20 protein-coding genes are annotated in these 19,773 nt (G+C 43.3%); 9 read left to right on the plus strand and 11 right to left on the minus strand.

Translation table 11 applies throughout. The features are described from left to right. Positions 1 to 410 precede the first annotated feature (410 nt). The 5 genes from grpE to rsgA all read left to right on the plus strand — a co-directional run bounded on the left by grpE (position 411) and on the right by rsgA (position 5,987). A complete protein-coding gene (grpE, locus tag DACSA_RS01060) occupies positions 411 to 1,136 on the plus strand; it encodes a nucleotide exchange factor GrpE (protein WP_015228005.1) in 726 nt (241 codons plus the stop codon). Between the two features lie 119 nt (positions 1,137 to 1,255). Beyond that, the gene (gene dnaK / locus DACSA_RS01065; protein WP_015228006.1) at positions 1,256 to 3,406 is read left to right on the plus strand and encodes a molecular chaperone DnaK; all 2,151 of its coding nucleotides are present in this window, start codon (positions 1,256 to 1,258) and stop codon (positions 3,404 to 3,406) included. Positions 3,407 to 3,511: 105 nt separating this feature from the next. Beyond that, positions 3,512 to 4,663: a molecular chaperone DnaJ gene (gene dnaJ / locus DACSA_RS01070; protein ID WP_015228007.1), complete on the plus strand. Its 1,152-nt coding sequence runs from the start codon at positions 3,512 to 3,514 to the stop codon at positions 4,661 to 4,663. Next, positions 4,660 to 4,929, plus strand: coding sequence for a sulfurtransferase TusA family protein (locus DACSA_RS01075; protein ID WP_015228008.1), 270 nt, complete (start codon positions 4,660 to 4,662; stop codon positions 4,927 to 4,929). The genes dnaJ and DACSA_RS01075 overlap by 4 nt, the downstream gene beginning before the upstream one ends. Continuing rightward, positions 4,929 to 5,987: a small ribosomal subunit biogenesis GTPase RsgA gene (rsgA, locus tag DACSA_RS01080; protein ID WP_015228009.1), complete on the plus strand. Its 1,059-nt coding sequence runs from the start codon at positions 4,929 to 4,931 to the stop codon at positions 5,985 to 5,987. The genes DACSA_RS01075 and rsgA overlap by 1 nt, the downstream gene beginning before the upstream one ends. A gap of 88 nt (positions 5,988 to 6,075) precedes the next feature. Here rsgA and DACSA_RS01085 read toward each other — a convergent pair whose 3' ends face one another. Continuing rightward, complete coding sequence (locus tag DACSA_RS01085) at positions 6,076 to 6,711, minus strand: peroxiredoxin (protein ID WP_015228010.1); 636 nt, start codon at positions 6,709 to 6,711, stop codon at positions 6,076 to 6,078. A gap of 192 nt (positions 6,712 to 6,903) precedes the next feature. Here DACSA_RS01085 and psbU point away from each other — a divergent pair, with 192 nt between their 5' ends. Continuing rightward, positions 6,904 to 7,329 (plus strand): photosystem II complex extrinsic protein PsbU, encoded by a 426-nt coding sequence (psbU, locus tag DACSA_RS01090; protein WP_015228011.1) that lies wholly within the window; start codon positions 6,904 to 6,906, stop codon positions 7,327 to 7,329. Positions 7,330 to 7,620: 291 nt separating this feature from the next. Here psbU and DACSA_RS01095 read toward each other — a convergent pair whose 3' ends face one another. The 5 genes from DACSA_RS01095 to DACSA_RS01115 all read right to left on the minus strand — a co-directional run bounded on the left by DACSA_RS01095 (position 7,621) and on the right by DACSA_RS01115 (position 10,937). Then, complete coding sequence (locus tag DACSA_RS01095) at positions 7,621 to 8,010, minus strand: hypothetical protein (RefSeq protein WP_015228012.1); 390 nt, start codon at positions 8,008 to 8,010, stop codon at positions 7,621 to 7,623. Between the two features lie 3 nt (positions 8,011 to 8,013). Continuing rightward, a complete protein-coding gene (locus tag DACSA_RS01100) occupies positions 8,014 to 8,370 on the minus strand; it encodes a hypothetical protein (RefSeq protein WP_015228013.1) in 357 nt (118 codons plus the stop codon). Between the two features lie 76 nt (positions 8,371 to 8,446). After that, positions 8,447 to 8,911, minus strand: coding sequence for a hypothetical protein (locus DACSA_RS01105; protein WP_156800597.1), 465 nt, complete (start codon positions 8,909 to 8,911; stop codon positions 8,447 to 8,449). A 656-nt stretch (positions 8,912 to 9,567) separates the two neighbouring features. Beyond that, on the minus strand, positions 9,568 to 10,410 hold the full coding sequence (ylqF, locus tag DACSA_RS01110) for a ribosome biogenesis GTPase YlqF (RefSeq protein ID WP_015228015.1): 843 nt from the start codon (positions 10,408 to 10,410) through the stop codon (positions 9,568 to 9,570). 116 nt (positions 10,411 to 10,526) lie between these two features. Then, on the minus strand, positions 10,527 to 10,937 hold the full coding sequence (locus DACSA_RS01115) for a universal stress protein (protein ID WP_015228016.1): 411 nt from the start codon (positions 10,935 to 10,937) through the stop codon (positions 10,527 to 10,529). Between the two features lie 147 nt (positions 10,938 to 11,084). Between DACSA_RS01115 and panB the strand changes: the two genes are divergently transcribed. Then, positions 11,085 to 11,861 (plus strand): 3-methyl-2-oxobutanoate hydroxymethyltransferase, encoded by a 777-nt coding sequence (gene panB, locus DACSA_RS01120; RefSeq protein ID WP_041235606.1) that lies wholly within the window; start codon positions 11,085 to 11,087, stop codon positions 11,859 to 11,861. Further along, complete coding sequence (locus DACSA_RS01125; protein ID WP_015228018.1) at positions 11,858 to 12,433, plus strand: L-threonylcarbamoyladenylate synthase; 576 nt, start codon at positions 11,858 to 11,860, stop codon at positions 12,431 to 12,433. The genes panB and DACSA_RS01125 overlap by 4 nt, the downstream gene beginning before the upstream one ends. 45 nt (positions 12,434 to 12,478) lie before the next feature. Here DACSA_RS01125 and DACSA_RS20090 read toward each other — a convergent pair whose 3' ends face one another. Genes DACSA_RS20090 through DACSA_RS01140 form a run of 3 tightly spaced genes read right to left on the minus strand, consistent with a single transcriptional unit; the run spans position 12,479 to position 14,274 of the window. Further along, positions 12,479 to 12,679 carry a DUF3368 domain-containing protein gene (locus DACSA_RS20090; RefSeq protein ID WP_015228019.1) on the minus strand — a complete coding sequence of 67 codons (201 nt, stop codon included), beginning with the start codon at positions 12,677 to 12,679 and terminating at the stop codon, positions 12,479 to 12,481. Continuing rightward, a complete protein-coding gene (locus DACSA_RS01135) occupies positions 12,672 to 12,923 on the minus strand; it encodes a UPF0175 family protein (protein WP_015228020.1) in 252 nt (83 codons plus the stop codon). Before DACSA_RS01135 ends, DACSA_RS20090 begins: the two co-directional genes overlap by 8 nt. A gap of 52 nt (positions 12,924 to 12,975) precedes the next feature. Continuing rightward, positions 12,976 to 14,274, minus strand: a complete 1,299-nt coding sequence (locus DACSA_RS01140) for a homoserine dehydrogenase (RefSeq protein WP_015228021.1) — start codon at positions 14,272 to 14,274, stop codon at positions 12,976 to 12,978. A gap of 172 nt (positions 14,275 to 14,446) precedes the next feature. Here DACSA_RS01140 and secA point away from each other — a divergent pair, with 172 nt between their 5' ends. Beyond that, positions 14,447 to 17,317 carry a preprotein translocase subunit SecA gene (gene secA, locus DACSA_RS01145; protein WP_015228022.1) on the plus strand — a complete coding sequence of 957 codons (2,871 nt, stop codon included), beginning with the start codon at positions 14,447 to 14,449 and terminating at the stop codon, positions 17,315 to 17,317. A gap of 291 nt (positions 17,318 to 17,608) precedes the next feature. Here the strand turns inward: secA and DACSA_RS01155 are convergent, their stop codons facing one another. Beyond that, positions 17,609 to 17,800 (minus strand): hypothetical protein, encoded by a 192-nt coding sequence (locus tag DACSA_RS01155; protein WP_015228023.1) that lies wholly within the window; start codon positions 17,798 to 17,800, stop codon positions 17,609 to 17,611. A 246-nt stretch (positions 17,801 to 18,046) separates the two neighbouring features. Beyond that, the gene (locus DACSA_RS01160; protein WP_015228024.1) at positions 18,047 to 19,738 is read right to left on the minus strand and encodes a putative bifunctional diguanylate cyclase/phosphodiesterase; all 1,692 of its coding nucleotides are present in this window, start codon (positions 19,736 to 19,738) and stop codon (positions 18,047 to 18,049) included. Positions 19,739 to 19,773 lie beyond the last annotated feature (35 nt).

Raw genomic sequence — 19,773 nt, forward strand, 5'->3', positions numbered from 1 at the left:
AGTTCCCCCAGAGTTGGGGGTTAGGGGGCAATTGATTCTCATCAGTTCCCCCAGAGTTGGGGGTTAGGGGGCAATTGATTCTCATCAGTTCCCCCAGAGTTGGGGGTTAGGGGGCAATTGATTCTCATCAGTTCCCCCAGAGTTGGGGGTTAGGGGGCAATTGCTAAAGCAAACCAGAATTCAACTTGGAGAGACGTTCAAAAGAGCGTCTCTTTTTTTTCGTTATAGCACTAGCAACTTAGGTTAGGACATTACTGATCGCTAAAACCTTTTCACCATAGGACTTTTGCCTGTTGCCTGTTGCCTGTTGCCTAGCGCGTAGCGCTATAAAACCGAACGCCAACACCAAGAGAAAAAAAAGAAAACTGTTAATCTAGAATGCGATAGAGTGTGTAAAACAGTAGGACATGATGGACGAAAATAAACAACAAGACACAGCCAATAATGAAGCTCAAACTCCTCCAGAAGAGGAACAAGCGCAACAGCCAGAAACAGCGGTTTCTGTGGAAGCCGAAGCGGTAGAAACGGCAGCTGAGGGGGAAAGTCAAGAGCAAACCGCAACCGAGCAATCTGCAAATACAGAACAGTTACAATCGGAAATTCAAGCCCTCCAACAAAAATTAGAACAAGAAACCCAACAACGGGAAAGCGTCACCGCGCAAGCGAAACGTCTAGCGGCAGATTTTGAAAATTTCCGCCGTCGTAGCGAGACGCAAAAAGAAGAAATTAAGCAAAATGAGAAACGGGAAACTCTATCCAAAATTTTAGAGATCGTGGATAATTTTGAACGAGCGCGATCGCAAATTAAACCCGCCACAGAAGGGGAAAAGAATATTCATAAAAGCTATCAAGGGGTTTATAAGCAACTGGTAGAAGCAATGAAGAGTCTAGGAGTCTCAAAAATGCGCCCCGAAGGAGAGCCGTTTGATCCCTATTACCATGAAGCCATGTTGCGAGAACCGACTAATGAGCATCCTGAAGGGACAGTGATTGAAGAACTCAGATCAGGATATATGTTAGAAGATACGGTGCTTCGTCATGCGATGGTAAAAGTTGCCGCCGCCCCTGAACCCTCATCACAAGAAGAAGCCAGTGGAGACACAGAAAATAACAGCAATGAGGAACAACTGGCTTAATTGATCAAAAACATCTTTTCTTAGCAAATTTGCTAGTTTCCCTCCAGATTGAGGGAAAACTTTCTTATAGATATCTTGTATATTTACGGAAAGGAAATCTCTATAACTTTATTAATCTCATGGGAAAAGTGATCGGCATCGACCTCGGCACAACCAACAGTTGCTTTGCAGTCTTAGAAGGCGGTAAATCGGCGGTAATCGGAAACTCAGAAGGAGAACGGACAACGCCGAGTATTGTTGCTTTTACTAAAGACGAAGAGCGTTTAGTGGGTCAACTGGCGAAACGCCAGGCTGTTACCAATGCCGAAAATACGGTTTATAGTATTAAACGCTTTATTGGACGGCGTTGGGAAGACGCAGAAGTAGAACGGAAGCGGGTTTCTTATCACTGTGTGCCAGGGAAGGATCAGACCGTTGATGTGGAAAGTTGGGGAAAACAATACACTCCCCAAGAAATCTCAGCAATAATTTTACAGAAGCTCAAAGCAGATGCTGAAGATTATCTCAACGAATCGGTTACGGAAGCCGTGATTACCGTTCCCGCTTATTTTACCGATGCTCAACGTCAGGCGACGAAAGACGCAGGAACAATTGCTGGGTTGAATGTCTTGAGGATTATTAATGAACCGACTGCCGCTGCTTTAGCGTTTGGGATTGATAAACAAGAGGAACAACAAAATGTTTTGGTGTATGACTTAGGGGGTGGCACGTTTGATGTTTCCATCCTTCGTTTAGGGGATGGGGTATTTGAAGTTAGAGCAACCGCAGGGAATAATCACTTAGGGGGAGATGATTTTGATAATGTGATTGTGCAGTGGATGCTTGCTGAATTTAAAAAACAGGAGGAGATTGACTTAACAAAAGATAAAATGGCAATGCAACGGTTACGGGAAGCCGCCGAACGGGCAAAAATTGAGTTATCGACGCGCCCGAAAACTGTGATTAATCTCCCTTTTATTACGGCTTTTAGCAAAGGTGAGGGGGAAATTGGTCCGAAGCATCTAAAATTAGAGTTGACGCGATCGAAGTTTAATGAGCTTTCCCGTGATTTGGTACAAGGGACGATTCAACCCTTAAATCAAGCGTTGGAAGATTCGGGTTTGAAGCTGAAAGAGATCGATCGAATCTTACTGGTCGGTGGCTCAACTCGTATTCCCGCAGTACAAGAAGCACTGAAAGAGTTTTTTCAGGGGAAAGAACCCGATCGATCGATCAATCCCGATGAAGCGGTTGCTTTGGGAGCGGCGATTCAAGGTGGGGTTTTAATCCATGAGGAGGAAGTAGAAGATATCTTGCTTTTGGATGTGATTCCCCTGTCTCTGGGGATAGAAACCCTCGGAGAAGTTTTTACCAAAGTCATCGATCGAAACACAACGATCCCCACCAGTAAATCACAAACCTTTTCCACCGCCACCGACGGACAAACCTCTGTAGAAATCCACGTTTTACAAGGGGAACGGGCAATGGCAACGGATAACAAAACCCTTGGTAAATTTCTCCTGACGGGGATTCCCGCAACCCCTCGCGGTGTTCCCCAAATTGAGGTCAGTTTCGATATTGATGTCAATGGCATCTTAAAAGTTTCCGCAGAAGATAAGGGAACAGGACGAGAACAAAGCATTGTGATCAAGGAAACTGGCGGTTTGTCTCAAAAAGAAATTGAACGGATGCAGAAAGAAGCCGAACAATATGCAGAAGAAGACCGTAAACGCATCCAAAGAATTGAACTCAGTAACCAAGCCGATAGCCTGTTTTATAGTCATCAATCCACATTGAAAGATAATGAGCATTTGATCCCTCAAAAACTAAGAACGGCTGCGGAACAGAAGAAACAGCAATTAGTGAGCGCCCTAGAAGATTCAAACCTTGAATTGGGAGTGATTCAAACTCGCTTAGAAGAGTACCGACAAGCGGTTTTAAGCATGGGATCAGAAGTGTACAGTCAAGGGGGAAATCGCACTCAAGACTCTTCTTCTAAAGACTATGAACCCGTAGAAAAAGAGGATATTACTCAAGAAAACCAATCCTCCTCGGCAAAAGAAGCAACACGGACTCAAGAAACTCCAGAACTAGACCAAGTTTTCGGAACGTTTGAAGATGAAACTCAAGAGTCAAACCTTGTCACTGAATCCCATGATGAGGTAAATTTAGAGGATACAAGTCGCAATTATCAAACCGAATTTGATCTTGAAGAAGATGGGTTCAATCCCTTTGAAGATTTTGATGAGGAAGAAGACCCCTCAGTCGATGATTACGAAGCTGTAGAATAGGTGGAAACCATAAGCATTGAAGGCTACGGCGATACTTGCTAATCTCGTAAATGGAAATAAATTAAACTTAATATAGATAAACGCTAAACACTGAACCACTGCTTTATGGCTGCCGATTATTACGAACTGTTGGGAATTTCCCGCAACGCAAGTAAAGAAGATATTAAACGCGCTTACCGCCGTCTCGCTCGACAATATCATCCTGATGTGAACAAACAAGAGGGGGCGGAAGAACGATTTAAAGAAATTAACCGTGCCTACGAAGTGCTGTCAGAACCCGAAACGAGAGCGCGTTACGATCGCTTTGGGGAAGCAGGTGTCAGCGCTGGTGCTGGTGCTGGTGCTGGTGGCACTGCTGGTTATCAAGACTTTGCTACTGATATGGGTGGCTTTGCTGATATTTTTGAAACCATCTTTAGTGGCTTTGGTGGCGCAACCGCAGGCGGTTCGACTCGCCGTCGCACTGGACCCACTCGCGGCGATGATTTACGCCTTGATTTACAAATCAACTTCCGAGAAGCGGTTTTTGGGGGAGAGAAAGAGATTCGTATTCCTCACTTAGAAACTTGTGAAACCTGCGAAGGGAGTGGCGCAAAACCAGGAAGCGGGGCAAGCACTTGCTCGACTTGTTCGGGAAGTGGACAGGTGAGACGGGCGACTCGTACTCCTTTCGGTAGTTTTGCTCAAGTTTCAGTGTGTCCCACTTGTAATGGTGAAGGGCGTGTTATTGAGGAAAAATGCGAAACCTGTGGTGGTGCAGGTCGCAAACGAGAAACGAAAAAGCTAAAAATTACCATTCCACCTGGTGTGGATAATGGGACACGCTTACGAGTGTCCTCGGAAGGGGATGCAGGGCTACGCGGTGGCTCTCCTGGAGATTTATATGTTTATTTAGGGGTGAAACCAGACCCTGAGTTTAAACGGGATGGGTTGAATCTTCTCTCGGAGATTACTGTCAGCTATTTACAAGCGATTTTAGGCTGTCGGATTAAGGTGAACACGGTTGATGGCGAGGAAGATTTGAATATCCCCGCAGGAACGCAACCTGATACGGTGTTGACTTTGGAAAGTAAGGGCGTTCCGAAATTGGGAAATCCTGTCAGTCGGGGTAATCATTTGATTACGGTTCATGTGGAAATTCCCACTCGTTTGAATGCGAAGGAACGAGAGTTATTAGAGGAATTGGCGAAAATTAAAGGGGAAAATAGCGGTAAAGGCGGATTAGAAGGATTTTTAGGACGGGTGTTTGGCGGATGAGTGAATCAGCTTCAACAACAACTTCACAACCGATTCCTGATGCTCAGTTGGATTTGCGGGGAACGCCTTGTCCGATTAATTTTGTACGGACGAAGTTACGTCTCGAACAAATGGAAACGGGTGCGTTATTGGAGGTTTGGCTCGATCCTGGAGAACCGATCGAGCAGGTTCCCCACAGTCTAAAAGTAGAAGGTTATCCCATAGAAGGGCTTGAGGATCGCGGTGAGTTTTTCGCGCTGCAAGTGCGTCGATCGGTGCAACAATAATGACAGCGCCCGATCAACTCACAGGAACAGTGGTGGCGGTACAGGCGAATTTTTATCAGGTACAGTTAGACGATCGAGCGGTGAGATTACTTTGTACCCGTCGATCGCGCCTGCAGAAAATTGGACAGAAGGTTATGGTGGGCGATCGGGTTCGGGTAGTCGAACCAGACTGGACGGATCAGCGTGGAGTAATTAACGAGGTGTTTCCTCGCGAGACGGAATTAGATCGTCCTCCTGTCGCCAATGCCAATCAGTTGGTTTTAGTGTTTGCCTTAGCACAACCACCTTTAGAACCCATGCAGTTAAGCCGTTTTTTAGTGAAAGCAGAATCCACAGGAATTGATTTATGTGTTTGCTTAAATAAAAAAGATTTAGTCTCCGCCACAGAAAGGCAGGAATGGGAGGCACGGCTGCAAGGCTGGGGGTATTCCCCATTTTTGATTAGTGTGGAGCAACAAGCAGGGTTAGAGGCACTGCAAAAGCAATTAAACGATCGGACGACGATCTTCGCTGGCCCTTCTGGGGTGGGAAAATCTAGTTTAATTAATTTACTGATTCCCCAAGCACAATTACGAGTGAGTACAGTGTCGGGAAAACTTCAGCGCGGACGACATACGACACGCCATGTGGAGTTATTTTCTTTACCCAACGGGGGGTTACTTGCGGATACCCCAGGCTTTAATCAACCTGATCTCAATTGTGATCCGTTGACTTTAGCGACTTATTTTCCTGAAGCCAGAGAACGCTTAAAACAAGGAAGTTGTCGCTTTGGTGATTGTTTACATCGAGATGAACCCGATTGTGTGGTACGAGGGGAATGGGAACGATATCCCCATTATTTGGACTTTTTGAAAAGCGCGATCGAGCAATTAGAAGCGCGAGAACAAACCACCGACGCGGACAATAGTTTGAAACTCAAAATCAAAAGTTCAGGGGAACGCAGTTATGAACCGCGTTTAGAGCGAAAAAAATATCGCCGAGATTCTCGACGACAGCGCAATCAGGATTTACAAGAATGGTGTAAAGAAATGGACGAGGAAGACAACAACGATCTGTAAAGACGTTCCATCTTTTCTTCGTGCTGGGGATTCCCCTCTTCTTTTCCCCCCTTTCAAAGGGGGGTTAGGGGGGATAGGGAGAGATGATCTACTGATTCGGTTGGGGAGTCATCCGTAAATAAGGTTTAACCTCAGTCACCCCTTTCGGGAATTTCTGTTTCGCTTCCTCCGTGGAAATGGAAGGAACAACGACAACATCATCTCCTTCTTTCCAGTTAACAGGAGTCGCCACTTGATAATTGTCAGTTAATTGTAGAGAATCAATCACCCGCAATAATTCAGGGAAGTTGCGACCGGTACTAGCAGGATAAGTCAAAGTGAGACGAAGTTTTTTCTGTGGATCAATGATAAACACCGATCGCACCGTGAGATTATTTAAAGAGTTGGGGTGAATCATCCCATAGAGATCAGACACTTTCCGATCGCCATCTGCGAGAATGGGATAATTAACAGAACAGGATTGAGTTTCGTTAATATCGTTAATCCATCCTTTGTGAGATTCGGCATCATCGACACTTAACGCCAACACCTTCACATTGCGTTTATCAAATTCAGGTTTGAGACGAGCGACTTCTCCTAATTCAGTGGTACAAACTGGAGTATAATCCGCAGGGTGTGAAAATAAAATTACCCAACTATCTCCAGCCCACTCGTGAAAAGAAATATCTCCCATACTGGAGGCTTGTTGAAAATCGGGAACTACATCACCAAGTTGAAGTGTCATAAATTTAATCTTCTCCGCAACACATTGAGCTTCTTTAGTTTAAAATTTTACCGTTAAACAACCGTTTTCCGATCGGCTTTTCGTTCATTCCTCAAAATCACTACCAAAAATAGATCAGAAAATTGTTCTGAGTCACATAAGATGAGACAATAGCAAGCAAAAGTCAAGCCTTGCCTTGGAGGAGATAAATTTATGCGAAAGTTAGTGTCATTGTTAGCAGTTTTCCTATTGAGCGTTAGTTTCTTGTTAGGGATGGGACAATCTCCCGTCTTAGCGCTCAATGTTAACCAAGTTAATGGGTCAGGTATTTCTATTTTGGCTCAATTCCGTAATGATGCGGATCAAAAATTAAAACAAATTGGCAATAAAATCGACTTGAATAACACAAATATCCAAGCCTTCCGCGACTTGAGAGGGTTTTATCCTACTCTCGCTCGTAAGATCATCGAAAATTCCCCTTATGAAAAAGTGGAAGATGTGTTCAACATCCCTGATTTAAGTGAACGTCAAAAAGAGCGTTTAGAGGAAAACCTTGATGAGTTTGTAGTCACTGAACCGGAAAGCGCTTTTATTGAAGGGGGCGATCGGATCAACAACGGCGTTTATGGCGGTTATTAATCAAATTCCCATTTAATCCTTAAAAATCAATTAAAACACCGTCTGTGGAGCTTTCTACAGACGGTTTTTTTAGCTAGGCTTTGCTGTTGGGAAGCTGAAAGTTTTACCAAATAAGGATTTGATGCGATTAAGTTCTCGTAAAAATGCAAGTTCATTGATTGTTCAATCGTCAAAACCTTGCATCAAAACCTTCCCCTCCTACCGATCAATCAACCCTCTTGCCTTTTGCCTTTTGCCTCTTGCCTTACTACACCGAAAACATGAACTTTTCCAGCAAACCCTATCTAAATCCTATTTTTGACGAAATTGGGTCATTTCTTCCCGTAACGTTGCCACTTCATCAGTAAGGGATTGTAAACGGGAGGGAAAGTCATCTCGATCGGGTTCGGTTTCTTGCTGAGACTGACTCGCCGTCGGGGTTTCCGTAGAAGAGGGCTGTTGTGTAGCAGACTGCTCTCCTTGATTGATTAATTCTTCTACAAAGCGACGAGCTTCAGTGGCGGTGGTTTCCCCTTTCTTTTCCCATTCTTGGGTGCGTTGGTTCAACTCTTCACTTAATTCCGACACCAGCTGCGATCGTTTTTGCTCATTTTGTATCGTTTCCGTTGCCACAGAAATTGCTCCGAGCGTGACATAGAATCCTTGTTCAACAATTTTAAACGGCTGATTTTGATTATCCATAATTTACCCCTGATGCTGCTCTAGATATTCTGTCACATCTTCAACTAATCGTGTGAGTTCTGCTTCTGTCGTAAGGCGGATTCGCTCATCTCGAACCGTTATCAAGACTTTTGCCGCGAAAGGAGTGGGATAGATATTCGGGTTACAAAATACCTCTAAAAATACCTCTCCTGTGTGGCGATATTCAGTGGGTGACTGAGGCTGGGGTTTATTTCCCTCATTTACCGCTTGTGTTGTCACTTTAAACTTTTCCATCAAACTAGAAAGCGCCTGTTTTAAGTCTTGCGCCGCTTCGGGACTAAAATTAAATCGAATTGAACCTTGATCGAGATTTAAAGTTAATTGAGAAGAGAGATTCATCGTCATTTTTTTCAATAATTAAGGTTTAACTCTATCATATTTAATGAGGAATAATCAATTATTACTTTTATTATATTTACCCGCGATTACGAGTCTTTTTATGATAAATTCGTAATCCTTTCCAATTACAATTACTACAATGATAACGACGGATTGGGATCAAATAAGACAGCCAACGTTGATATCCTTTTCGGTGCAGTTTATGGGTGTGGTGTTGACATACGGGACAAGTTTTATCGTATCCGTAAAGGCGAAAAACATGATAGCGTAGCCGTTGTACAAAAAAGTAACTAACAGCTACAATGATGATTATTGCTAAAATGTTTTTCGGATTAATCGCTGATTTTATTAGTGTGGGAAGCAGTGTAATGAGGTTATTTAATCCCTCAAGTAAGCTCGATCGCGCCGCACTGGGGAGGAAGAAATAAAGCCCGATCGCAACTAAAAATATTACAGCAATTGCTTCTGGCAACCACTCTCTATTCAGTTTAATTCCTTTCTTTTTTCTGGCATTTTTTGTCATATCGTCTGGTTCTGGCAAATATACAGATTAATGCGAGTACGCTACGATCGCGCTGTGAAATATAGCAGTTAGAAACTCATATTGAGACTTCTATCGTTTTTTAATGGCGGTATTGCTACGGCAATCCTAAATCTTATGTAAAAAGTTGGCTTATATCAAGTTCAGGTAACTGCTTCTAATTGGTGTTGGGTTTCGTCTTCTCCACCGAACCTACTTTTGATAACTAATTGAGCCAACTTGATCTTACTAAACTCCCCCAGAATTGGGGGTTGGGGGGCAAAAAAATTGTAACTCATCTTGGTGTTGGGTTTCGTCTTCTCCACCGAACCTACTTTTGATAACTAATTGAGCCAACTTGATCTTACTAGACTCCCCCAGAATTGGGGGTTGGGGGGCAAAAAAATTGTAACTCATCTTGGTGTTGGGTTTCGTCTTCTCCACCGAACCTACTTTTGATAACTAATTGAGCCAACTTGATCTTACTAAACTCCCCCAGAATTGGGGGTTGGGGGGCAAAAAAATTGTAACTCATCTTGGTGTTGGGTTTCGTCTTCTCCACCCAACCTACTTTTGATAATTAATTGAGCCAACTTGATCTTACTAAACTCCCCCAGAATTGGGGGTTGGGGGGCAAAAAAATTGCAACTCATCTAGAATTTTTATAGATCGAGACTTCATACAAGTTCAGGCGGAAGTTCTAAAGGAATTGTTCCCATTAACCCCTTACGAAAATCATTCAGAAGTTCTCGTGCTGTTCTTTCCTTGTCTTGATTGTGGCGTTGAGTCGCCAAAGCGGATAGATAAGCACTGCCAGTAAAATTACTGACTTCAAGATGATAACGGTTTTCAAGGACATCCGTAAAGTGTAACTGTTTCAACAGATCAATTAAATCCGACGCAATATTTTGTAGATCATAACCCGCTTCTCCAATATCATCACAGATTGCGAGTTTAATCGCTGCCGCTTGATCCTTGAGTTTGGGTGGAATCACTCCAGGTGCATCTAAAAGATCGATTTGGTCAGAAATTCTCACCCATTTTAGTTGACGAGTTACACCAGCTTTCCGTGCGCTTTGGACGATTTTTCGTCCGACTAAACGATTAATTAATGCTGACTTTCCGACATTGGGAAACCCCATCACCACAGCACGCACAGGGCGATCGCGCATTCCGCGACTTCTCCGTTTTTCGTTCACCGCTTCCCCTGCTTTTTGCGCCGCTTTCAACAGAGATTTAATCCCTTTCCCCGCTTGTGCGTCAGTCAAATAAGGAGAATAACCCTGACTTTGAAACCACGCCACCCATTGAGAATGTAACTCCTCTGGGATCATATCTTGGCGATTAATCACCAACAATCGCGGTTTACTTCCCACCCATTGCGAAACCTGTGGATGTTGAGATGCAAGGGGAATCCTCGCATCCAGCACTTCTAACACAACATCCACATTCTTTAACTGTCGTTTTAATTCCTGTTCTGCTTTTGCAATATGACCAGGATACCATTGAATGATTGCCATTATTGATTGTTGTAATGATTTTTTTGCCCCCTCACCCCCAAGTTTGGGGAGAATCGCCCCCTCACCCCCAAGTTTGGGGGGAAATCGCCCCCTTACCCCCAAGTTTGGGGGGAATGCTAGGGAATAATTAACACTGGACAGGGAGAAAGATTAATGACACGATTACTAACACTGTGTTCCGCTTCTTCTTCAATTAACCCCACACCACGACACCCCATGACAATTAAATCGGCATCCAGTTCATCGGCTACATCACAAATGATAAACGCTGGTCTTCCTTCTCGTTCTAAAGTTTCGATGTTATTCACATTTTCTTCTGACAATAAAGATTTGATTCCTTCAAGAAGTTCTGTCACCGCGCCTTCGGATGTCATCTGTCGCGTGTCTTCTCTGGCTTCTTCTCCCGTTTCAACAACGGAGAGTAAAATCAGACGACTGTTATAAGTTTGAACGAGATTAGTCACGGTTGCGATCGCGTCACGGGTTTCTCGACTATGATCGACAGGAAAGAGAATGGTCTTAAACATCGTAATTCAATTGTAAACGAATAACGCCAGCTTAAATTAAGCTAACATCATAACTGGAGATTCGTGATTAACGGTTTGTTATTTGTTACTAACCTACGACAGTTAACAGTTATTACGTTCTCATCTTATTTATTCCTAGATTTTTTCATGGTGGTAACGATCGCGCAACTTTTAAATTGGAAAACACAACAACGCTCAATTACTGTTCTCACTGCTTGGGATTATGCCATTGCTCAGATTTTAGATGAAACAGGAGTTGATGTGATTTTAGTCGGTGATTCTCTAGCGATGACGGCGTTGGGACATGAGACTACACTTCCTCTAAGTTTAGACGCAATGCTTCATCATGCGGCGGCGGTGAAACGAGGGGTGAAACGAGCGTTGGTGGTTTGTGATCTTCCTTTTTTAAGTTACCAAGAAAGTGATCAGCAGGCAATTCGTAGCGCGGGAAGAGTTTTAAGGGAAACAGGGGTACAAGCGGTAAAATTAGAGGGAGGAAACAGCACGATCGCACAGACGGTTTCCGTTCTCACTCGTATTGGGATTCCTGTGATGGGACATATTGGTTTAACTCCTCAATCGGTACATCGTTTAGGGTATCGTCAACAGGGAAAAACTCCCGAAGAAGCAGAACGCATTTACCAAGAGGCGCTTAACCTGACACAAGCTGGTGCTTTTGCTCTGATTTTAGAACATATCCCCAATGAACTCGCCGCAAAAATCACTGATGCGATTTCTATTCCTACGATCGGGATTGGTGCTGGTAATAACTGTGATGGACAGGTTTTAGTCACAGCAGACTTACTGGGTTTAACAGCAAAACAGCCGCCGTTTGCGAAAGTCTATACTAATCTTAGAGAAGTCATTAAAGAAGCGACGGAAAACTACATTGAAGACGTTAAAGGAAAACAGTTCCCAAAATGACCATTGTTTCTGTTTCAGAATTAATAACTGGCGCAAAGGAAGGAAAAGTCGTGAGTTTTCCTACTGATACAGTTCCCGCTTTAGCCGTGCGTCCCGACAATGCCGAGGCAATCTTTCGCTTGAAACAACGAGAAGCAAACAAACCTTTGATTTTAATGGGGGCTTCTTGGGAACAGTTACGGTTTTATGTGGATGGGACAACAGAAGAGTTACAAGTTTGGGAAGAGATGACAAGAAAATACTTTCCAGGACAGTTAACTCTGGTGTTACCCAGTTCTCCACAAGTGCCTTCGACGGTGAATCCGAAAACTCCAGAGACAATTGGAGTGCGTGTTCCTGACTGCTCGATCGCTCTCTCCATTTTTCAAGCAGTGGGAGTGCTTGCGACTACCAGCGCCAACCGTTCAGGAGAACCGCCTTTAACCTCTCCAGAAAGCATCGATCGAGCGTTTCCAGAGGTCTTGGTTTTGAATGATATCTCATCCGTTTCCAGTAGTGGTTCTCCTTCTACAGTGGCAAAATGGACAGGCAACAGTTGGCAAATTCTCCGACAGGGAAAAATCAATCTCTAAAGGTAGTTTGCCAATACCAATTTGATCTGGAAAATAGGTGTTGGTTTACTCATTAATCATTTTTAACGCTTCGTTAATTACATGATCTGAAAGATACATCCCAGACTGCTTTAAAGTTTCCAGTATCGGACGCGCTACCACGTCCGGAACAATAAATGTTGGACTTACCACCTGTAGCAAAGAAAGATAATTCCCTTTCGTTAAAAAAATCAAGGGGGATGTATTAATTGCAGGAAATTCAGCCACTTTTTAATTCTCGCTTTAAGTCTTCAAAATCGACATTAAACACATCCACTCCTTCTCGTGCTACCGCCGCTAAAAAATCTCTTCGATTTAAGCCAGCAATTTGAGCCGCCTTTTCTTGGGAGATTTCATTTCGCTGATACCAGTGAATCGCTGCGGCTAGGCGCAACTCATTCACAAAGCCATCTGGAGGCAGACGACGAGCCGATAGCACTTCTTCGGGCAAATTAATCGTTACTTCAGCCATATATAAACTACCTGTTTTGAGCTGGCTCGACTGAGCCTAATTTTTTCGGGGATTATTTTTCTCTTAAAACCCTTAAAACACTGGGGATTTGAATCTGCTCGATCGCGTCTAAATGGGGAATTTCTGCCAAGGCTTGACGGAAATTTTCCTCTTTGACATTGTGCGTCACGACCACAATTTCGGCAAAACCATTATTAAAATCAATTTGCACGATCGATTCTAAACTCACCTTATGTTTCCCGAAACAAGTGCCTAAATTGCCAATAACACCCGGTCGATCGATGCAGATAATACGGGCATAAAAACGAGTCACTAACTCTTGAATTGGCACTAATTCACGGCGAGGATGCTGAGGAATTTTTAATAACGGATTGACTGCTTGACTCACTTTTAACATGGCAGCAATATTCATTAAATCTGAAACCACCGCGCTGGCGGTTGCGCCACCCCCAGCACCCGGTCCATAAAACATCACTTGTCCGATCGGATCGCCTTCCACTAAAATCGCATTATTGACTCCATCAATATTGGCGAGAGGATGTTCTTTAGGAACTAAGGTCGGATGAACTCTCACCTGTAATCCACTTTGCTCCCGTTGCGCGATCGCCAACAGCTTAATCTCAAACCCTAATCGCTCTGCGTATTGAATATCAACCGCACTCACTTGGCGAATCCCCTCACAGGAAACCTGTTCTAAACTCACCTGTTCCCCAAACGCCAGGGTAGCCAGAATCGTAATTTTATCCGCCGCATCATACCCATCAACATCCGCGCTGGGATCAGCCTCCGCGTAACCCAACTCCTGCGCTTCCGTTAGCACCTCCGAGAAATCACTTCCCTCGGTTGCCATTTTCGTGAGGATAAAATTGGTTGTGCCATTAATAATCCCTAAAATACTGTCAATCCGATTCACACTCAAAGATTGTTGTAGAGGACGGATAATGGGAATTCCTCCCCCCACCGCCGCTTCTATTAAAACATACACTCCAGCTTCGGCTGCAGCTCGATAAATTTCCTCTCCGTAACGAGAAATCACCGCTTTATTCGCTGTTACCACGTGCTTTTGGTGAGAAATTGCCTTTAAAATCAACGATCGAGCCGGTTCTAACCCACCAATCAACTCCACCACAATATCAAGATCAGGATCAGTAACAATCGCTTCCAAATCAGTTGTTAGAACACCATCAGCAAACTCGACAGCGCGACGCTTATCTAGGGTTTTCACTCCCACCTTAGCGATTTCAATCTCTTTTAATAACGGGTGACGGGATTCTGGAGAGAGTAAAATTCCCGCCGTCGCTGTTCCCACCGTGCCTAATCCTAACAAACCGATTTTTAAGGCTTCCACCACTTTGTTCTTCTATCCTTTCTTAACCGACAGCAATCTTGATTTTAAAATATGTTCGTTGTTTCTGCTTGGTTTATCCCCTAAACAACGAGCAAACGGCAATGGTAACATAAATAATAGATATAAAAGAAATTAACATAAGACAATAACGGTTCTTAAATTAATCCCCCAAGCTATGTTCCTAAAAAAACTTCTCGGCGATCCCAATGAACGGAAACTTAAAAAGCTACAACCGACGGTTACAGAAGTCAATCTCTATGAGGAAGACATTAAAAGCCTCTCTGACGAAGATTTAAGAGGAAAAACCCAAGAATTTAGAGAAAAACTTGCCCAAGCTAAAAACGAAGACGAAGAAAATGACCTCATTGAGGAAATTTTACCAGAAGCCTTTGCGGTGGTGAGAGAAGCCGCACGCCGCGTTCTCGGTTTGCGCCATTATGATGTACAGATTTTAGGGGGAGTTGTTCTCCACAGTGGGGAAATTGCAGAAATGAAAACAGGGGAAGGAAAAACCCTTGTTGCGACGCTTCCTTGCTATCTCAACGCCCTGACGGGAAAAGGAGTCCACGTTGTCACAGTGAACGATTATCTGGCGCGTAGAGACTCGGAATGGATGGGACAAGTCCACCGTTTTCTCGGTTTGAGTGTCGGTTTAATTCAACAGGGAATGTCCCCCAGAGAAAGACAGAGTAATTACAACTGCGACATTACTTATACCACGAACAGCGAACTCGGGTTTGATTATCTTCGGGATAACATGGCAACCTCGATCGAGGAAGTGGTACAACGTCCCTTTAATTATTGCATCATTGACGAAGTGGATTCGGTACTCATCGACGAAGCGAGAACTCCGTTAATTATTTCTGGTCAAGTGGAACGTCCCACCGAGAAATATATTCGCGCCTCTCAAATTGCTCGTGAGTTGAAACGCGATCGAGAGGGAGAAATCAAAACCGAAGAAGCCATGGCGTTAGAAGAAGCCGAAGCGGGAGAAGAAGCCCATTATGAGGTAGATGAGAAGGCGAAAACGGTTCTCCTCACCGATGAAGGGTTTGCCAAGGCGGAAGAATTGTTAGGCGTTAATGATCTCTATGATCCCGAAGATCCTTGGGCGCATTATGTGTTTAACGCCATTAAAGCGAAAGAATTATTTACCAAAGATGTTAACTACATCGTCCGCAATGGAGAAGTGGTCATTGTTGATGAATTTACAGGGCGTGTGATGCCGGGCCGCCGTTGGAGTGATGGTTTACACCAAGCAATTGAGGCAAAAGAAGGGGTAGAAATTCAGAAAGAAACCCAAACCCTCGCCAGCATTACCTATCAAAACTTCTTCCTACTGTATCCGAAACTGTCAGGGATGACGGGAACCGCCAAAACCGAAGAAGCAGAGTTCGAGAAAATTTATAATCTACAAGTCACAATTATCCCGACCAATTTACCTCTCGCCCGTCGTGACTTATCCGATGCGGTTTATAAGAACGAACGAGGAAAATGGAAGTCAGTCGCCGATGAATGTCAGGAAATGCACGAAAAAGGTCGTCCTGTTTTGGTGGGGACAACCAGCGTGGAAAAATCGGAACTGTTGTCAGGATTATTGGATGAACGAGGACTTCCCTACAATGTTCTGAATGCCCGTCCTGAAAATGTGGAACGGGAGTCGGAAATTATCGCCCAAGCGGGACGGAAAGGGGCGATTACCATTGCCACAAACATGGCAGGACGAGGAACAGATATTATTTTAGGGGGAAACCCTGACTATATGGCGCGGTTGAAACTGCGAGAGTATTTCATGCCGAAAATTGTTATCCCAGAAGAAGAGGATGAACTAGCGGTTAGTGTTCCCAATGGGAAAAAACGTAATCGTCCCCAAGGTTTCGGTAAGGATAATAATCAGAAGAAAAAGGTTAAAACTTGGCGTGCTTCTCCCCAGATTTTCCCCACAGAACTCTCGAAAGAAACAGAAGAAGCGTTGAAAAAGGCGGTTGATTATGCGGTTCAACAGTATGGGCTGCAAAGTTTGCCCGAATTAGAAGCCGAAGAAAAAGTGGCGATCGCGGCGGAAAAAGCGCCAACGGATGATCCAGTGATTCAAAATCTACGGAAGGTTTATCGGGAGATTTACAAGGAATATGAGTCTTACACCAGCAGCGAACATGATGAGGTAGTAAACTTGGGCGGTTTGCACGTCATTGGAACCGAACGTCACGAATCCCGTCGCATTGATAACCAGTTACGAGGACGTGCCGGACGACAAGGGGACCCCGGTTCCACTCGCTTTTTCCTCAGTTTGGAAGACAATTTACTGCGGATTTTTGGCGGCGATCGGGTTTCGGGGATGATGAATGCGTTTCGAGTCGAGGAAGATATGCCGATCGAATCGGGAATCCTCACCCGTTCCTTAGAAAATGCCCAGCGTAAGGTAGAAACCTTCTATTACGACACCCGTAAACAAATTTTTGAATATGACGAGGTGATGAACAATCAACGTCGTGCCATTTACGCAGAACGGCGACGAGTTTTAGAAGGAAAAGACCTCAAAGATCAGGTGTTAGAATACGCACGGCGGACAATGGATGATATTGTCAACGCTTACGTTAATCCCGATTTACCGCCAGAGGAATGGGATTTAGAATCGATGGTGGCGAAAACGAAAGAGTTTGTTTATCTCTTGAATGATTTAGAACCGTCTCACCTAGAAGATATGACCTTCGGGGAAATGAAGACCTTTCTCCATGAGGAAATTCATAAGGCGTATGATATCAAGGAAGCGGAAGTGGAAAAACTGCAACCTGGTTTAATGCGTCAAGCTGAACGATTCTTTATGTTGCAACAAATTGATACCTTGTGGCGAGAACATTTACAAGCCATGGATTCCTTACGAGAATCGGTTGGATTACGAGGTTATGGACAGCGTGATCCGTTAGTGGAATATAAACAGGAAGGATACGAGATGTTTTTAGAGATGATGATCGATATTCGTCGCAATGTCGTTTATTCTCTCTTCCAATTCCAGCCCCAAGTACAACAACCACAAACGGTTTAGGCTTTTATATCAGGTTCGGTCAATCCATGATTAAACGTAGGTTGGGTACAGACGTGCCATGGTGGGTAGAGACGTTCCATGGAACGTCTCTACGCGAAACCCAACAGACAAAGGACAACCATGTAGGTTGGGTGGAGGGAAACGAAACCCAACAGTTCAGTCAATCCATAGCAAAAAGCATAATTGCAATTTCTTGTTTCATTTCACTATCACTCAGTCCAGTTTTCGCGCTTGATTTTATCAGGAACGATAACGCTTATTATTCTTCTCCATAGTCTTTATCTTTCAATTTTAGTTCCTCACTCCTCCTTTCTCTTTAAGCATTTCTAGCTTGATTTTATCAATTAATTCTCTAACTTTTTCTGGAGTATCATACCCCTTTTCTTTCATTATTTGATGCCGACGATCAAATTCATCAGGTTCATCAGAAGAAACAATAATTACATCCACTTCACTATTCTTTATTTCTTCAGAAAGGGACACAAATCAGATCAGGTTCGGGTATTTGCTTATAATTGTTGTTGGGTTTCGCGTGGAGACGTTCCATACTTCGACAAGAGTTCGGCGAGGCTCACTCGAGCCGCTCAGTAACAGGAACGTCTCTACCCAACCTACTTTTTATCTACTGATTGGTGTTGGGTTTCGTTTCCCTCCACCCAACCTACTTTTTATCTACTGATTGGTGTTGGGTTTCGTTTCCCTCCACCCAACCTACTTTTTATCTTTATTTTAACTTGGTAAACGACGCTTTTCTCGGAGTAAATCCTCCATTTCTCGCGCTGAAAGGGGAGGGCTGAAAAGATATCCTTGTATTTCTTCGCAGTTTTGTTCTCGGAGAAAATTTAATTCGCATTGACGTTCTACTCCTTCAGCAACAACGCTTAACTGGAGATTGTGGGCGAGTTGAATCAGGGAACTGACTATGGCGCGGTTAGTGGTGTCTCTTCCTGAATTGCGAACAAAAGTTCGATCGAGTTTGAGAATTTGAAAAGAAAATTGTTGGAGATAATTTAAGGAGGAATATCCTGTTCCAAAATCATCGATCGCCACGTCAATTCCCAACGTTTGTAATTGTTGAAGTTTTTCTCTTGCTTGCAAAAAATCTTTAACTAATGTGCTTTCAGTTAACTCTAACTCTAAACAACTAAAAGGAAATTGGGTACGCTGACAAATTGCTTCAATGCGTTCGCAAAAATCAGAAAGTTGAAACCCTTGTGCGGAAAAATTAATTGCCATTTTTAAGGGTCTTTTTAGCCAATTCTGCCAAGTTTTTCCTTGCTGACAAGCCATCTCAGAAACCCAATCACTAATCGGAATAATTAACCCAGTTTCTTCGGCAATTGGAATAAATTGCTTAGGGGAAATTGTTCCGAGTTGGGGATGAAACCAACGCAAAAGCGCCTCCATTCCTACGATTTCCCCAGAAACTAAACTAACTCTTGGTTGGTAATATAAAACCAGTTCTTGTTTTTCGAGAGCATAACGTAAATCAGTTTCTAGGGTAATGGTGTAATCACTATGGCATTTATTTAAGCTCGGTTGATAAATGTGATAACAGTTTCCTCCTTTTTTTTCCGCAGACTTTTTCCCTTTATGGGATTGTTTTAAGAGGAGATCAATTTCTCGACTATGTTCAGGATAAAAACTAATTCCAATGCTTAGAGTCGTCGAAAATTCCTGTTCTTCCACTGAAAAAGACGGCTGAAAAACGCTTAAAACTTTTTCAGTAACGGTGATTGTTTCCTCAGTATTCGAGGCTTCAGTGAGAATAATTAAAAACTCGTTGGTACTTAAGTAAGCTAGTGTATCTTGACTTGAAATGACGCTTTTAAAGCGAGTAACCGCTTGTTTTAATAAACTTTCTCCCACCTCATAACCAAAATAATCTTTTAACTCCTGAAATCGATCGAGACTCACACATAAAATCGCTAAAAAATCAGCATTTTGCAAATTCTCAAACTGTTGTCGAATTAGTAAGCGGTTCGGTAAACCTGTTAATTGATCATAATTAATTGCTTCAAAATTCTGAGTTTGATACTTTTGTTCAAAAGCTGCCTTTTTTTGGAATTGACTTTTAATCGCTGCTAATAAATCCTCACGACGAAAAGGTTTAGTTAGATAATCATCAGCACCTAACGTCATGGCTTTCCGAAAATTTAATAATTCTGATTCCGTGCTGAGAAAAATAAAAGGAATGGTTTGTGTCGCTAAACTTTCACGAATCCTTGAAAGCACCTGATAACCATCCAAGTCAGACTTTAATAAATCACAGAGAATCAAATCGGGTTCACTATTTTGAGCGGTTTTAATCCCTGTCGCGCCATCGATCGCCCATAAAATCTGAAAACCTTCCCCCCTCAACAATTCCTGTAAACTTTCTCGAACGGAAAAATCATCATCCATAATTAATATTTTCTTCATGGTTATTCTTCCTTTTCAACATCAATAAGCGAGAT

Source organism: Dactylococcopsis salina PCC 8305, assembly GCF_000317615.1.
In the GTDB taxonomy this organism is placed as follows: Bacteria; Cyanobacteriota; Cyanobacteriia; order Cyanobacteriales; family Rubidibacteraceae; genus Halothece; species Halothece salina.

Excerpts from the sequence above, each read along its gene's own strand:
- grpE (WP_015228005.1), top strand. The coding sequence starts at position 411 with ATGGACGAAAATAAACAACAAGACACAGCCAATAATGAAGCTCAAACT.
- dnaK (WP_015228006.1), top strand. The coding sequence starts at position 1,256 with ATGGGAAAAGTGATCGGCATCGACCTCGGCACAACCAACAGTTGCTTT.
- dnaJ (WP_015228007.1), top strand. The coding sequence starts at position 3,512 with ATGGCTGCCGATTATTACGAACTGTTGGGAATTTCCCGCAACGCAAGT.
- DACSA_RS01075 (WP_015228008.1), top strand. The coding sequence starts at position 4,660 with ATGAGTGAATCAGCTTCAACAACAACTTCACAACCGATTCCTGATGCT.
- rsgA (WP_015228009.1), top strand. The coding sequence starts at position 4,929 with ATGACAGCGCCCGATCAACTCACAGGAACAGTGGTGGCGGTACAGGCG.
- DACSA_RS01085 (WP_015228010.1), bottom strand. The coding sequence starts at position 6,711 with ATGACACTTCAACTTGGTGATGTAGTTCCCGATTTTCAACAAGCCTCC.
- psbU (WP_015228011.1), top strand. The coding sequence starts at position 6,904 with ATGCGAAAGTTAGTGTCATTGTTAGCAGTTTTCCTATTGAGCGTTAGT.
- DACSA_RS01095 (WP_015228012.1), bottom strand. The coding sequence starts at position 8,010 with ATGGATAATCAAAATCAGCCGTTTAAAATTGTTGAACAAGGATTCTAT.
- DACSA_RS01100 (WP_015228013.1), bottom strand. The coding sequence starts at position 8,370 with ATGAATCTCTCTTCTCAATTAACTTTAAATCTCGATCAAGGTTCAATT.
- ylqF (WP_015228015.1), bottom strand. The coding sequence starts at position 10,410 with ATGGCAATCATTCAATGGTATCCTGGTCATATTGCAAAAGCAGAACAG.
- DACSA_RS01115 (WP_015228016.1), bottom strand. The coding sequence starts at position 10,937 with ATGTTTAAGACCATTCTCTTTCCTGTCGATCATAGTCGAGAAACCCGT.
- panB (WP_041235606.1), top strand. The coding sequence starts at position 11,085 with ATGGTGGTAACGATCGCGCAACTTTTAAATTGGAAAACACAACAACGC.
- DACSA_RS01125 (WP_015228018.1), top strand. The coding sequence starts at position 11,858 with ATGACCATTGTTTCTGTTTCAGAATTAATAACTGGCGCAAAGGAAGGA.
- DACSA_RS01135 (WP_015228020.1), bottom strand. The coding sequence starts at position 12,923 with ATGGCTGAAGTAACGATTAATTTGCCCGAAGAAGTGCTATCGGCTCGT.
- secA (WP_015228022.1), top strand. The coding sequence starts at position 14,447 with ATGTTCCTAAAAAAACTTCTCGGCGATCCCAATGAACGGAAACTTAAA.
- DACSA_RS01160 (WP_015228024.1), bottom strand. The coding sequence starts at position 19,738 with ATGAAGAAAATATTAATTATGGATGATGATTTTTCCGTTCGAGAAAGT.